The 13,500-nt window shown below is 41.7% G+C and carries 14 protein-coding genes; 8 read left to right on the top strand and 6 right to left on the bottom strand.

What is annotated here, in order from left to right:
- Positions 1 to 13 precede the first annotated feature (13 nt).
- Together ACE1CI_RS01335 and ACE1CI_RS01340 are read left to right on the top strand one after the other, a co-directional pair.
- On the top strand, positions 14 to 1,198 hold the full coding sequence (locus tag ACE1CI_RS01335) for an NAD(P)H-quinone oxidoreductase subunit H (protein ID WP_413267560.1): 1,185 nt from the start codon (positions 14 to 16) through the stop codon (positions 1,196 to 1,198).
- Positions 1,199 to 1,280: 82 nt separating this feature from the next.
- Positions 1,281 to 2,459 (top strand): class I SAM-dependent methyltransferase, encoded by a 1,179-nt coding sequence (locus tag ACE1CI_RS01340; RefSeq protein ID WP_413267559.1) that lies wholly within the window; start codon positions 1,281 to 1,283, stop codon positions 2,457 to 2,459.
- Positions 2,460 to 2,682: 223 nt separating this feature from the next.
- Here the strand turns inward: ACE1CI_RS01340 and ACE1CI_RS01345 are convergent, their stop codons facing one another.
- Entirely contained in the window at positions 2,683 to 3,822 is a 1,140-nt protein-coding gene (locus ACE1CI_RS01345; RefSeq protein WP_413264583.1) for a M14 family metallopeptidase, read from the bottom strand.
- Between the two features lie 188 nt (positions 3,823 to 4,010).
- Here ACE1CI_RS01345 and ACE1CI_RS01350 point away from each other — a divergent pair, with 188 nt between their 5' ends.
- The gene (locus tag ACE1CI_RS01350) at positions 4,011 to 5,093 is read left to right on the top strand and encodes an ATP-dependent 6-phosphofructokinase (RefSeq protein ID WP_413264584.1); all 1,083 of its coding nucleotides are present in this window, start codon (positions 4,011 to 4,013) and stop codon (positions 5,091 to 5,093) included.
- Between the two features lie 62 nt (positions 5,094 to 5,155).
- On the opposite strand, the gene ACE1CI_RS01355 is transcribed toward ACE1CI_RS01350, so the two are convergent.
- The 5 genes from ACE1CI_RS01355 to sufR all read right to left on the bottom strand — a co-directional run bounded on the left by ACE1CI_RS01355 (position 5,156) and on the right by sufR (position 7,488).
- Positions 5,156 to 5,689: a methyltransferase domain-containing protein gene (locus tag ACE1CI_RS01355; protein WP_496615183.1), complete on the bottom strand. Its 534-nt coding sequence runs from the start codon at positions 5,687 to 5,689 to the stop codon at positions 5,156 to 5,158.
- Entirely contained in the window at positions 5,686 to 6,123 is a 438-nt protein-coding gene (locus ACE1CI_RS01360) for a PIN domain-containing protein (protein ID WP_413261247.1), read from the bottom strand. The genes ACE1CI_RS01355 and ACE1CI_RS01360 overlap by 4 nt, the downstream gene beginning before the upstream one ends.
- Positions 6,107 to 6,370, bottom strand: a complete 264-nt coding sequence (locus ACE1CI_RS01365) for a hypothetical protein (protein WP_413261248.1) — start codon at positions 6,368 to 6,370, stop codon at positions 6,107 to 6,109. Before ACE1CI_RS01365 ends, ACE1CI_RS01360 begins: the two co-directional genes overlap by 17 nt.
- A gap of 184 nt (positions 6,371 to 6,554) precedes the next feature.
- Positions 6,555 to 6,812, bottom strand: a complete 258-nt coding sequence (locus ACE1CI_RS01370; RefSeq protein WP_413267799.1) for an NDH complex assembly factor CRR9 — start codon at positions 6,810 to 6,812, stop codon at positions 6,555 to 6,557.
- 10 nt (positions 6,813 to 6,822) lie between these two features.
- The gene (sufR, locus tag ACE1CI_RS01375) at positions 6,823 to 7,488 is read right to left on the bottom strand and encodes an iron-sulfur cluster biosynthesis transcriptional regulator SufR (protein WP_413267798.1); all 666 of its coding nucleotides are present in this window, start codon (positions 7,486 to 7,488) and stop codon (positions 6,823 to 6,825) included.
- Positions 7,489 to 7,747: 259 nt separating this feature from the next.
- Between sufR and sufB the strand changes: the two genes are divergently transcribed.
- The 5 genes from sufB (at position 7,748) to ACE1CI_RS01400 (ending at position 13,452) form a co-directional block, all read left to right on the top strand.
- Entirely contained in the window at positions 7,748 to 9,184 is a 1,437-nt protein-coding gene (gene sufB, locus ACE1CI_RS01380; RefSeq protein WP_413267797.1) for a Fe-S cluster assembly protein SufB, read from the top strand.
- 106 nt (positions 9,185 to 9,290) lie between these two features.
- On the top strand, positions 9,291 to 9,725 hold the full coding sequence (locus tag ACE1CI_RS01385) for a clan AA aspartic protease (protein ID WP_413267796.1): 435 nt from the start codon (positions 9,291 to 9,293) through the stop codon (positions 9,723 to 9,725).
- Positions 9,726 to 9,786: 61 nt separating this feature from the next.
- On the top strand, positions 9,787 to 10,575 hold the full coding sequence (gene sufC / locus ACE1CI_RS01390) for a Fe-S cluster assembly ATPase SufC (protein WP_413267795.1): 789 nt from the start codon (positions 9,787 to 9,789) through the stop codon (positions 10,573 to 10,575).
- Positions 10,572 to 11,918 carry a Fe-S cluster assembly protein SufD gene (gene sufD, locus ACE1CI_RS01395; RefSeq protein ID WP_413267794.1) on the top strand — a complete coding sequence of 449 codons (1,347 nt, stop codon included), beginning with the start codon at positions 10,572 to 10,574 and terminating at the stop codon, positions 11,916 to 11,918. The genes sufC and sufD overlap by 4 nt, the downstream gene beginning before the upstream one ends.
- Before the next feature lie 271 nt (positions 11,919 to 12,189).
- Complete coding sequence (locus ACE1CI_RS01400; RefSeq protein WP_413267793.1) at positions 12,190 to 13,452, top strand: SufS family cysteine desulfurase; 1,263 nt, start codon at positions 12,190 to 12,192, stop codon at positions 13,450 to 13,452.
- Positions 13,453 to 13,500 lie beyond the last annotated feature (48 nt).

Below are 13,500 nucleotides of genomic sequence, written 5' to 3' on the forward strand. Positions count from 1 at the left end.
AAGTTGCTGTTCTATGGCAAGAATCGAAACGAGAACAGAACCAATGGTTCTGAACATGGGGCCGCACCATCCCTCAATGCACGGGGTATTGCGGCTAATTGTTACCTTAGATGGGGAAGATGTAGTTGATTGTGAACCTGTAATTGGCTACCTACATCGCGGCATGGAGAAAATTGCCGAGAACCGCACCAATATTATGTATGTTCCTTATGTGAGTCGTTGGGACTACGCAGAGGGAATGTTCAACGAAGCTGTCACCGTGAATGCGCCGGAAAAGTTGGCAGGAATTGAAGTTCCTAAACGCGCCAGCTATATTCGGGTGATTATGCTGGAATTGAACCGCATTGCTAACCATTTATTGTGGCTTGGCCCATTTTTGGCTGACGTTGGCGCACAAACTCCGTTTTTCTACATTTTCCGGGAACGGGAATACATTTACGATTTGTGGGAAGCGGCGACAGGTTATCGGATGGTGAATAATAACTACTTCCGCATTGGGGGAGTAGCGGTAGATTTGCCTTACGGTTGGGTGGATAAGTGTTACGATTTCTGCGACTACTTTATGCCTGTGGTTGACGAATACGAACGCTTAATTACTGATAACCCGATTTTCCGGCGACGGACTGAAGGTGTGGGTACTATCACCCGCGAAGAGGCGATTAACTGGGGTCTTTCTGGCCCAACGTTACGCGGTTCTGGCGTGAAGTGGGATTTGCGGAAGGTTGACCACTACGAATGTTACGATGACTTCGATTGGGAAGTACATTATGAAAATTCTGGTGATTGTCTCGCCCGTTATAATGTGCGAATTCGGGAAATGCGGGAGTCGGTGAAGATTATTCGCCAAGCGTTAAAGGGACTTCCCGGTGGCCCTTATGAGAATTTGGAAGCGAAGCGGTTGGCAGGTGGGCCGAAATCTGAGTGGAATGGTTTCGATTATCAGTACATCGCCAAAAAAGTCGCCCCAACTTTCAAAATTCCTAAAGGTGAGTACTACGCCCGTGTGGAAAGTGGTAAAGGGGAATTGGGGATTTACCTGATTGGTGATGATAATGTGTTCCCTTGGCGTTGGAAGATTCGCGCTGCTGATTTTGTGAATCTACAAATTCTGCCTCATCTGTTAAAGGGTGTGAAGGTTGCTGATATTGTGGCAATTTTGGGCAGTATCGACATTATCATGGGTTCGGTAGACCGCTAAGAGATTTTGGATTTTGGATTTTGGATTTTGGATTGAGAGCGATCTAAGATCTAAAATCTGAAATCTAAAATCCCCAGTTTTTATGGATGATTCTAATTTAGGTTTGCGGGAGGCGATCGCATCTCAAATCACTTCCCACCCCGAAGGGCGCATTACTTTTGCCGAATTCATGAATTTGGCACTTTATCACCCAGAATACGGTTACTACTCTACAAATCAAGTTAACATTGGCTCGCAAGGTGATTTTTTTACTTCTCCCCATTTAGGGGCAGATTTTGGCGAGTTATTGGCTGCCCAATTTTACCAAATGTGGGAAGTTCTAGGTCGTCCGATTCCTTTTAATTTAGTGGAAATGGGCGCAGGGCAGGGAATTTTAGCCGGAGATATTCTGCGTTATTTACACAAGCATCATTTCGAGTTTTTCTCTGCATTAGATTACATTATTGTCGAAAAGTCCTCTGCGTTAAGGCTGGAACAACAACAACGGTTGTCTAATTTCCCGCTGCGGTGGTGTGAATGGGAGGAAATACCCGCTAATTCCCTGGTTGGATGTTGCTTTTCCAATGAACTGATAGATGCTTTTCCGGTGCATCAGGTAATTTGGGAACAAGGGGAATTAAAAGAAATTTATGTAACTTTAGGGAAGGAAGAGGAATTTGTGGAAGTAACCGGAGAAGCTTCTACAAATCGGTTAGTTGAATATTTTGATTTGGTGGGAATTGATTTTGCAAAAAATGCTTATCCAGAGGGCTATCGCACAGAGGTAAATTTACTGGCTTTGGATTGGTTAAGCATGATTGCTGATAAAATCCAACGGGGTTATTTGTTAACAATTGATTATGGCTATCCTGCCTATCGTTATTATAGTTTAGGGCGCAGTCAAGGAACTTTGCAATGCTATTATCGCCACAGTCATCATAACGATCCTTATCTGAATATAGGACGACAAGATATTACCGCCCATGTGGATTTTACGGGTTTGGAAAAGTGGGGCGAGTTGTGCAGTTTGCGGCGGTTGGATTTTACGCAGCAAGGGTTGTTTTTGATGGCGTTGGGGTTGGGCGATCGCATTTCGGCTATTTCTGATAGCAACGCTGAAAATTATCAGGATATTCAAAAAGTTCTACAACGCCGAGATTCGTTACACCAAATGATTAACCCGATGGGTTTGGGCGGTTTCGGTGTTTTGCTGCAATGCCGAGGTTTAAGGGATGAAGAAATAACTCAACCTTTGCAGGGTTTTACTGTTCCGAAAAGATAGTTTTTAGGTACGTTGTTGCGCTTTAGCGCTAAAGAAAGGCGAGTCGAGCGCAACAACGTACTAAGTAGGTAGATATAAATAAACTGAAAACTTTGGCGGGCAGGATGCCCACCCCACAAGAAACCTATAACTCTTGTGGGGTGGGCATCCTGCCCGCCCCATCCCTAGATAACTATTATCACTTTATTTATTTACACCTACTTATTTTAATATTAGAGTTAGTTTAAGTGTCAGTTTCTAAGATAGTGAGGACGTATTCTGCTTGGTTGACTGAATGGTTGGTGGATAGGTCGAAAATTATGCCACTTTTTTCAGCGTTAACGTCTATTATAACTGGTAATTTGCCTTCTTTGTTAAAGGTAATTATTTGGTAAATTCGCTCTTCTGATGTTACTGAAGTTCCTAATTTTAGGCGATTTTGAATTACTCCGCCAATGGGCGCGTAGTATTTTTTTAGTTGGGTTTTTCGGGTATAATTTATTTGATGGTTTGCTGTTTCTGGCAGGGGAAATCCTGGGATTGATAAGATACCTTTTTGGGCTAAGTAGTTTTTAATTCCTTGTACTCCTTTGGCAACTGATTCGGGATTCATTTGCATCCCAGACCCTAATTCTAATGTCCACGATTCCAAATCGAATTGTATCGGTTTTCCTTGTTGAGCTAGGGCATCTTCCAAGGCTAACCAAGGCTTTAAGAAGGCTTCGTCAAAGGCATCTCCGTCATATTCGTTGAGTAAAATTTCATAGTCTAAAAGAAAGGCTTTGGCGCTTTCTTCTCTACCTTTAAAGCCGTAAATATAATCGATCGCTTGATTGCTAGAACTGTGAATATCAATAACATAATTGGCATCTAAACATAGAGATTGCAATTGATATCGGTATAACTCGCTTAAAGGTGATCCACTGGGAGCATTTATTTTGTCTGCTAGTTTTTCAAAGCTTTGTTTAATTCGCTGAAGATAATTTTGTCTAATAGCATCAACATCAAAATTTAGTTGGGTTTTAACAAATATTTCCAAATCTTTACATTCTTTTTCAAAATCCCAAAATATGCGATTCCAATCTTTACCATCATAAATGTTAAATCTTCCAGTAGAAAAGTAGTGAGTACGTTGGTTTGTGCTAAAAGGATTACAGAGGGGAACAAGCCAAATTTCACCAGCAATATTTGTGGGATTGATACTAATCAAAAACTCAATTAACTGATGAATGACGGCATTACCAACAATTTCAGCACCATGTAAATTGGCTTGAAGATAAGCTTTTTTACCGGGGGTGGAACCAATGAATTTGTATATTTGGAGGGAAAAGCGATCGCCAGAGGCAAGTTGTACCAGAGGAAGCTGAGAAATTGTCGGAATCATCTGTAACTCCTAGATAGATTGAACTTGATTGCGGTAGGATTACTTCCTCTGAGATTAGCACCGTCAGAGCAAATTTTAGGTAGTGAATTGAGCAACTTTAGGTGAGATATTTTCCAAATAATTAAGCAATAGCTACTTACCAGTAATTCACTACTTAACTAATGCCAGTTACTCTTAAAGACAAAGATATGCAAGAACAAAAACGCATTGGAATTTTAACTAGTGGTGGCGACTGTGCAGGCTTAAATGCAGCAATTAGAGGTGCAGTATGCCGTGCTGTGGGAACTTATGGCTGGAAAGTTTTAGGGATTCGTCAAGCCACAATGGGATTGATGAGTTCTCCTCCAGACTTTATTTCACTAGAGATGGATAAAATTGATGAGTTGTTAACTTATGGCGGTACATATTTAGGAACAACAAACAAGGGAGATCCCTTTGCTTTCCCCATGCCTGATGGTACAATACGCGATCGATCAGACGAAATTATCGCTGGTTATCATCAATTAGGGTTAGATTGCTTAATAGTAATCGGTGGCGATGGTAGCATGGACATTGTGCGAAAGATTGCCCAAAAAGGTGGGATGAATTTAGTAGCTATTCCCAAAACAATTGACAACGATGTAGGGAGCACAGAACGTTCTATTGGGTTTGATACAGCTGTTAATATCGCCACAGAATCCTTAGATCGTTTGCATTTTACAGCCGCTAGTCACAACCGAGTCATGATTTTAGAAGTCATGGGACGTGACGCTGGACATATAGCAATTAGTGCCGGAATTGCTGGTGGTGCTCATATAATTCTGATCCCAGAAATTCCTTATTCTCTGGAGAGCATTTGCGAAAAAATTCGGGAACGTCAAGAGTCTGGAAAGAACTATTCTTTGATAATTGTTTCCGAAGCTGTGAAGGCAGAAGATGGCGAAACAATTAAGAATATAAATCGTTTAGGACAAACCAGATATGGCGGTATTGGTCAATATTTGGCTGATAAAATTTGTGCCTGTAGCGGTGCAGAAACCAGAGTAACAGTATTAGGACATATCCAACGTGGCGGTACACCTTCACCATTGGATAGATTAACTGGTTCTGTGTTTGGCGTAGCAGCAGTTGATTTAATTGCTGAAGGTAATTATGATTGCATGGTAAGTTGGCAAAATCGCCAAGTAGTGAGCGTACCAATTCCTGAAGCGATCGGCAAATATAGTACAGTAGATCCCAATGGAATGCTAGTTAAAACCGCCAGAGGTTTAAACATTTGTTTGGGAGATTAATTGGTACGTTGTTGCGCTTTAGCGCTCTTGTTTAGCGCTAAAGCGCAACAACATACTTTAGTTTATTTAGTAGCAATTACATTTAAACTGATTAAAATATTATCTATTCGCATAATACTCGTATCATTAAATAAACCAAAACCTTCTACTTCTTTACAGTTGAGAAAACCAACTTCTTTTAAAAACATGGATAAAATTTCTAAATCAAAACCAACTTTATGAACATCATACTCATTTGTTTGACCACCAAACATTACCGCCATTAAGTAATAGCGGTCATAAACAGATAATTTCTCTTTCAAATATAGCCAACACAAAACCCGTAAATTGGGAACACTAATATAAAGTTTTCCTCCTGGTTGCAATACTCGATACCATTCGCTTAAAGTATTTAATAATTCACCATTTAAACGATGATAAAAATGTTCTAAAACATGGCTAGCATAAATCGCTTCAATGGAATTATCAGCAAATTGTTCTAAATTCGCCGCATTACCCACAAAATCTACTTCTGGACGAGGTTCAATGTCTAATATTTTCCATTCGGGATGTGCTTCTGTTCCGCCAATGTGAAGTTTCATAGTTTTAAATTTCATATTTGATTTGTCTGCATTTGAATTAATAAAGTTTCTGTCGTCCAAGTTGGACAACCACAACCTAAAAAATCACAGTCTTGAGTCCAAATTGCTGCATTCATTAATAATGCTAACGCTACAGTTGACCAATCATTTGGATCTCTAGGAATGCGATTTCTGGCTTCAGTTTCTAAGTGGATATAGTTAGGTTCTGTAATGACTGTAATTTTAGTTTCAATCAAATGTATTGCTTGAGCAAGTAAAAGTTGTGCATCTGCTTCAGTTAGTCTACCTCGGCTTACCATGAACGGTATCCGTCGTCTGATTTCATATTGAATTTCATCTAAAACTTGTTCAGTAATGTAAAGCATCAGTTCGGGGTTTTGAATTAAATTTTGCCCTCTTTGTCGCAGCAGTTCTCCTATTAAAATGTTTGCGTCAACTATTAGTATCATAAGGAAACGGCTTGCTTGTATCAAAAAGGTCAGCTAATTCATCCTCTGTCATCCCAGTTTCAGCGAGTACGCGCTGTACTGTTTCACTCAATTGTTTAACAGCACGCTCGACTTCTTCCTGATTTGGTCGTTTTTTGGGATAATAAAATCCTACTACTTCGCCATTATGTTCGATCGCTAAAGCTTCATTACCTGTAAGATAATTAATAGAGTGTTCTGCTAACTCCTCTACGGCAATATGTTTCATGGTTCAATACCTAGCTTAGTAGTCAAATTTTAACTTAAGTTTAAAACTAGAGTTATCTTTTTTTGAACCGCGTTCGTTATCTAAGGATGGGGCGGGCAGGATGCCCACCCCACAAGAAAGCTGTAACTCTTGTGGGGCGGGCATCCTGCCCGCCTTATTTTTCACTTTATTTACATCTACCTACTTACCACTTCAAAAACGCCGCTTCCACACCTTGTTCCCGGCGAATTTTGCCATCTTTTTCAAACCAAGCGATAATTTGTTGAGTTGTTAAATCTTCAATAGCAATTCCATATTCTTGGGCGATATGCTGCAATAATTTTAAAGAGGAAATAGTTAATCTAGTTAAAAACTTTTCATGATTTGCCAGCAACGCACTATCAACCATTGCTGACTCTTCTAAAGTTAAAAATTGCGCTCCTGGTTGTCCTTGGGAATTCATAATTAATATCTTAACTTCGGGATTTTTTCGTAATCATATAACCGCAGCGATGTTGCCCATTAATTAACCAGTGGGTACGCTCAACAGTGCAGTCTGGTAAAATCGTGGCAAACATTTCTAATTCGTGAGAACAAACGCTGGGGAAAGTTTCCGCGACATCAGAAATGGCGCAGTTATGTTCGGTAAACATGAACTGAGAACAATTCCCATTTTGAGTAGTTTCCGATTCGATGGGATACCATTCTGCCATGTAACCTTCGGCGCGACGGAGGTCTACTAATTTAGCAACACGCTCTCCCAGTTTACCGCTACCGATGCGATCGCGATATTCCAGCGCCTTTTGTTGCCACTGTTTCTGTAAGATATTATTAACCTGCTCTTTTCCTAGAGTTTGTGCGATCGTATCCAACAGCGATACAGCGAATTTACCATGATTGTTGGGAAAGCGATCGCGCCCCTTGCGACTCAAACGGTAAGCGTGTTGAGGTCGCCCCATCCCCGCCTGCACCAACTCATACTCGATAAGTTCTTCCGCTTCTAAATCTTTCAGATGACGGCGAACTGCTTGAGGACTGATATCCAAACTCTCAGCCAATTCCAGCGCCGTTGCTTGACCTCGCTGCAATAGATGTTCCAGGATATCTTGCTTAGTCGAAGTTTGCTCTGTGGTCGTCATCTTCTTCCCAGGACTCCATGCAGAAAATGTTACTTTGACAACTTACTAGTTGTTAATGTAGCTTAAAATAGACTTAGAAAACAAATTAGTTGTTTTAGTCATACTAGATCCTAACCTGTCTAGCCCCAGATTGCTAGAGGGACGGAAGCACCGGGACGTAGAACCGGGACGTAGGACAGGCATCCTGCCTGTCAGCCCAAAGGCAACCACCCGTCTTCCATCAAAGAGTAGAACACAAGAGAACACGAGAGAACCGATAATGAGTGCCACTGTCAAAACTTTAGTCAATCAGCCATATAAATACGGCTTTGTCACCGACATCGAGGCAGACACCATCCCCAAAGGACTAAGCGAGGATGTAGTTCGCCTCATCTCTGCCAAAAAGAACGAACCAGAGTTCATGCTGGAATTTCGCCTCAAGGCGTATCGGCAATGGCTAAAGATGACAGAGCCCACATGGCCCCATGTTACCTACCCACCAATCAATTACCAAGACATCATCTACTACTCCGCACCCAAGCAAAAGAAAAAGCTCAACAGCATCGAAGAAGTAGACCCCACCCTGTTAGAAACCTTCGAGAAATTGGGAATTCCCCTTTCCGAACAAAAGCGGCTTTCCAACGTTGCGGTCGATGCTATCTTCGATAGCGTTTCCGTCGCTACTACCTTTAGAGAGAAATTGGCGAAAGAAGGCGTAATTTTCTGCTCAATTTCCGAAGCATTGCAAGAATATCCCGAATTAGTGCAGAAATATTTGGGAAGCGTTGTTCCGGTAGCTGATAATTTCTACGCTGCACTTAACTCAGCAGTTTTCAGCGATGGTTCCTTCGTTTATATTCCCAAAAACACCAAATGTCCAATGGAATTGTCTACCTACTTCCGCATCAATACCGGAGAGTCGGGACAATTTGAACGGACATTAATTGTTGCCGAAGAAGGCAGTTATGTCAGCTATTTAGAAGGCTGTACTGCGCCGATGTTTGATACAAATCAATTACACGCCGCAGTTGTGGAATTAGTAGCTTTGGATAATGCCGAAATCAAGTATTCCACCGTACAAAACTGGTACGCCGGAGACGAAAACGGCAAAGGCGGAATTTACAACTTTGTCACCAAGCGCGGACTTTGCCAAGGTGTGAATTCCAAGATTTCTTGGACTCAAGTAGAAACAGGTTCAGCTATTACTTGGAAGTATCCCAGCTGTGTGTTAGTTGGCGACAATTCTGTTGGCGAATTTTACTCAGTTGCGCTGACAAATCATAAGCAGCAAGCTGACACTGGAACCAAGATGGTACATATCGGGAAAAATACCCGCAGCACGATTATTTCTAAGGGTATTTCTGCCGGGAATTCTAAGAATAGTTATCGCGGTTTGGTGAAAATTGGGCCGAAAGCTCAAGGGGCAAGAAATTATTCTCAATGTGATTCAATGTTGATTGGGGATAATGCTCAAGCGAATACTTTCCCTTATATTCAAGTGCAGAATAACACAGGGAAATTGGAGCATGAGGCTTCGACTTCTAAAATTGGCGAGGAACAGTTGTTCTATTTCTCGCAACGGGGAATTTCGGAAGAAGATGCTATTTCGATGATGATTAATGGCTTCTGTAAGGATGTTTTTAATCAGTTGCCAATGGAATTTGCTGTGGAAGCTAATCGTTTATTAAGTCTGAAGTTGGAAGGTTCAGTTGGTTAATAATTGTAGGGCAGGCATCTTGCCTGCCATTATTACCCTGCCATTATTACCATTATTGCCTGCCATTAACTAAAAAATACCAACCTACAGGGATGGTTAGGTTGACATGAAAACAGCAAACATGGGAATAACTTACGCAGAAATAGAACTGATTCGCAGCGATGATTTGGCACTCTTAGAAGTAGGTTTTCTGCAAGAAGAACAAATCAGGCGAGTCAAGGTGAGAGCATTAGTAGATAGCGGTGCATCCATGCTGGCTATTCCTGAATCAATTAAAACTCAACTTAATCTGCGAAAAGTGGACGAACAACAAGCAGAATTAGCAGATGGAACTGTAATAAACCTGCCTGTTGTTGGGCCAGTAGAAATCAGGTTTGAAAATCGGAGAGTAACTACTGATGCGCTGGTTGTTCCGGGCGAATCTGAAGTTTTACTCGGTGCAATTCCCCTCCAAGGAATGGATGTTTTAATTGACCCAAAAAATGAGAGATTGATTGTCAATCCTAAGAGTCCTGATAAGGCAAGAATGTTGCTCAAGTAATGTCAGAAAATAAACCGCTCCAGACACAGAGAACACAGAGTAAGAGCAAAAGAGAGGAAAGATGATTGTTGAGAATAGTCCGGTGATTTTGTCGGTTCGCGATTTAAGGGCGAATGTTGATGGGAATGAGATTTTGAAGGGGTTGAATTTGGAGATGAGGGCGGGAGAAATTCACGCTATCATGGGGCCAAATGGTTCGGGTAAGAGTACTTTTTCTAAGGTTTTGGCTGGACATCCTGCTTATGAGGTGACTGGCGGTGAGGTGATTTTTCAAGGGCAAAATCTCTTGGAAATGGAACCGGAGGAAAGGTCTAGAACTGGGGTGTTTTTGGCTTTTCAATATCCTTTGGAAATTCCAGGGGTGAGTAATTTGGATTTCTTGCGGGTGGCTTATAATTCTCACCGGAAGAGTAAGGGTTTGGAAGAGTTGGATGCTTTTGATTTCCAAGATTTGGTGGAACAAAAGTTGGAAGTGGTGAAGATGAATCCGAGTTTTTTAACCCGCAGTGTGAATGAAGGTTTTTCTGGGGGGGAGAAGAAGCGGAATGAGATTCTGCAAATGGCGTTGTTGGAACCGAAGTTGGCAATTTTAGATGAGACTGATTCGGGTTTGGATATCGACGCTTTGAAGATTGTGGCAAATGGGGTTAATCAATTGGCAAATGCGGAAAATGCCATGTTGGTAATTACTCACTATCAAAGATTGTTGGATTACATCATTCCTGATTATGTTCATGTGATGGAAGGTGGCAGAATTGTCACTACTGGAACTAAGGAATTAGCCCTGGAATTAGAAGCTCGCGGTTATGATTGGGTATTGGAAGAAAAAGCAACTGAGGTGGTACGATGATTACACAAGTTGCTAATAGAGAAACTTTTCTGCCGGAGTTGGTAAATCAGTGCCGCAAGTTGGGTAAAGGTAAGCGGGAAGGTTGCGCTTATGGGTTAAAAGATTTGCGCGATGCTGCTGCGGAATATGTGCTTGCTTCTAAGTTTCCTACTACTAAAGATGAGGAATGGCGGTTTACTGATATCTCGCCTCTTTTAGAAATTCCTTTGCAAGTTCCTGATTTAACTCATGAACCAAATTTGGCTTTGTCTTCTTTAACTTTGCCAGTTAGTGCTAAGGATGCTTTGCCATTGCGGGTGGTGTTTGTTAACGGTTACTATGCACCTCAGTTGTCAACGATGGAAGCATCGCTGTTGCCAACTTTGGCGATGGAGTTTTTTGCTGGGAACTTATCGAATGCGCCAGGAAATTATCACGCCCGTATCCGCGAATTACTCAATCAAGAACAACAATATAATGATGTGTTCACCGCCCTAAATATTACAGGGTTGGCGGATGCAGCAGTGGTGTATGTGCCAAAAAATCAACAGATTGAAACTCCGATTCATCTGTTATTTATTACTATGCCAGGTGAAACTCCAATTTTGGCACAACCCCACTGTTTAATAGTTGCTGAATCTGGTAGTAGTGTTACCGTTGTTGAAGATTTTGCAGTTATCGGTAATGTTGCCACCTTCACCAATGCAGTGACACAAATTTGGTTAGGAGAAAACGCCGCCGTTAACCATATTCGCTTGCAGAGAGAGGGTAGAGAAGCGATTCATGTGGGGAAGAGTGCGATCGCGCAATCTCGCGACAGTCGCTATACTTGTAATGCGATTAGTTTAGGTGGGAAAATCTCCCGTCATAACCTAGAAGTTTTACAAACTGGCGAACAAACCGAAACTGTTCTCAACGGTTTAACAATGATTGCTGGCGAACAACTTTCCGACACCCACAGCGCCATCAATCTTACCAAACCTCACGGTACAACTAACCAATTACATAAATGTATTGTTGCCGATAAAGCACACGCCGTATTTAACGGAAAAGTCTTCGTTCCCCAAGCAGCACAACTCACCAATGCAGGACAATTAAATCGCAACTTGTTACTCTCCCCCAAAGCAAGAGTTGACACCAAACCTCAACTAGAAATTACCGCTGATAACGTCAAATGTTCGCACGGCGCAACAGTTAGTCAACTGGATGCAGAAGAAGTTTTCTATCTTCAAAGTAGAGGATTAAACGAAAACGATTCCCGCAACCTTTTAATTAACGCCTTCGCCGCTGAAATCATCAACAAATTACCCATTCCCTCACTGCGAGAAACCCTTTATTCAGTAGTGAAACAAATGGAAAGATAGACGGGGAATTGGGGATGACAGGCAGGATGAATTAAGAATGACAGGCAGGATGAATTAAGAATGACAGGCAGGATGCCTGTCCTACGGAACTGGTGACTGGGGACTGGGAAATAATGCAAATTAACTTCTCGCCTCCTCACCAGTAACCTACAAAAACATCTGCGTTCATCGGCGTTCATCTGCATTCATCTGCGTTCAAAAAACCAAGACTTTCTGGCAACACCAAAAATTCTAATAAATCATCTGCATTCATCTGCGTTAAAAAAAACAAATGACAATCACAAAAGAAAGAACCCTCGCCGAAATAGTCCGTAAAGACTTCCCAATCTTACACCAAGAAGTCAACGGCAAACCCTTAGTTTATCTCGACAACGCCGCTACCTCACAAAAACCCTTAGCGGTACTCGACGCACTGCGAAATTACTACGAACAATATAACTCAAACGTCCATCGCGGAGTTCACACTTTAAGCGGAAAAGCTACCGACGCTTACGAAGGTGCGCGAGTAAAAATCGCCAAATTTGTTAATGCTAACTTACCCGAAGAAATCATCTATTCTCGCAATGCCTCCGAAGCAATTAACTTAGTAGCTTATGCTTGGGGTTTAACTCACTTAAAACCCGGAGATGAAATCATCCTCTCCGTTATGGAACATCATAGCAACTTAGTCCCCTGGCAATTAGTAGCTAAAACTACAGGCGCGGTATTAAAATTTGTCGAACTAACACCCAGCGAAGAATTCGATTTAGAACAGTACAAAACTCTAGTTTCTGATAAAACAAAACTCGTCTCCGTCGTTCATGTTTCTAACACATTGGGCTGCATCAATCCGGTTAAAGAAATCACCGAAATTGCTCATAAATATGGCGCAAAAGTATTAATTGATGCTTGCCAAAGTACACCACATCTGCCTATTGATGTCCAGAAAATTGACTGTGATTGGCTGGTAGCATCTGGACATAAAATGTGTGGGCCAACAGGTATTGGCTTCTTGTATGGTAAAGAAAAAATTCTGCGGGCGATGCCTCCCTTTATGGGTGGTGGTGAAATGATTGCCGATGTGTTTTTAGAAAATTCAACTTATGCGGATATTCCTCATAAATTTGAAGCGGGAACTCCGGCAATAGCTGAAGCAATTGGACTTGGTGCTGCTGTTGATTATCTATCTAATATTGGCATGGACAAAATTCATGCTTACGAAGCCGAATTAACGGCATATTTGTTTGAACAATTGCGCCAAATTCCCGAAATTAGAATTTATGGCCCTCAAGCTAATTCTACAGGAGAAAATAGAGCGGCACTCGCTTCTTTTACTGCGGGAAATGTGCATCCTCATGACTTATCTACGATTTTAGATCAAGCTGGGGTGGCGATTAGGGCGGGGCATCATTGTACCCAACCTTTACACCGTTATATTAAAGCTCAATCTACTGCGAGAGCGAGTTTGTATTTCTACAATACGAAGGAAGAGATTGATGTTTTTATTGCTGCTTTGAGGGAAGCGATCGAATTTTTTGGCGGAATTTTTGGGTAAAATCGTAGTTGGATCTAGACCCCCGACTTCTTCAAGAAGTCGGGGGTC

The organism is Floridaenema flaviceps BLCC-F50 (assembly GCF_041929275.2).
Lineage (GTDB): Bacteria > Cyanobacteriota > Cyanobacteriia > Cyanobacteriales > Aerosakkonemataceae > Floridanema > Floridanema flaviceps.

What these genes read in the sequence shown, in the direction of transcription:
- ACE1CI_RS01340 (WP_413267559.1), top strand. Translation starts at nt 1,281, where the DNA reads ATGGATGATTCTAATTTAGGTTTGCGGGAGGCGATCGCATCTCAAATC.
- ACE1CI_RS01345 (WP_413264583.1), bottom strand. Translation starts at nt 3,822, where the DNA reads ATGATTCCGACAATTTCTCAGCTTCCTCTGGTACAACTTGCCTCTGGC.
- ACE1CI_RS01360 (WP_413261247.1), bottom strand. Translation starts at nt 6,123, where the DNA reads ATGATACTAATAGTTGACGCAAACATTTTAATAGGAGAACTGCTGCGA.
- ACE1CI_RS01400 (WP_413267793.1), top strand. Translation starts at nt 12,190, where the DNA reads ATGACAATCACAAAAGAAAGAACCCTCGCCGAAATAGTCCGTAAAGAC.
- sufD (WP_413267794.1), top strand. Translation starts at nt 10,572, where the DNA reads ATGATTACACAAGTTGCTAATAGAGAAACTTTTCTGCCGGAGTTGGTA.
- ACE1CI_RS01385 (WP_413267796.1), top strand. Translation starts at nt 9,291, where the DNA reads ATGAAAACAGCAAACATGGGAATAACTTACGCAGAAATAGAACTGATT.
- ACE1CI_RS01335 (WP_413267560.1), top strand. Translation starts at nt 14, where the DNA reads ATGGCAAGAATCGAAACGAGAACAGAACCAATGGTTCTGAACATGGGG.
- ACE1CI_RS01370 (WP_413267799.1), bottom strand. Translation starts at nt 6,812, where the DNA reads ATGAATTCCCAAGGACAACCAGGAGCGCAATTTTTAACTTTAGAAGAG.
- ACE1CI_RS01350 (WP_413264584.1), top strand. Translation starts at nt 4,011, where the DNA reads ATGCAAGAACAAAAACGCATTGGAATTTTAACTAGTGGTGGCGACTGT.
- sufC (WP_413267795.1), top strand. Translation starts at nt 9,787, where the DNA reads ATGATTGTTGAGAATAGTCCGGTGATTTTGTCGGTTCGCGATTTAAGG.
- ACE1CI_RS01365 (WP_413261248.1), bottom strand. Translation starts at nt 6,370, where the DNA reads ATGAAACATATTGCCGTAGAGGAGTTAGCAGAACACTCTATTAATTAT.
- ACE1CI_RS01355 (WP_496615183.1), bottom strand. Translation starts at nt 5,689, where the DNA reads ATGAAATTTAAAACTATGAAACTTCACATTGGCGGAACAGAAGCACAT.
- sufB (WP_413267797.1), top strand. Translation starts at nt 7,748, where the DNA reads ATGAGTGCCACTGTCAAAACTTTAGTCAATCAGCCATATAAATACGGC.
- sufR (WP_413267798.1), bottom strand. Translation starts at nt 7,488, where the DNA reads ATGACGACCACAGAGCAAACTTCGACTAAGCAAGATATCCTGGAACAT.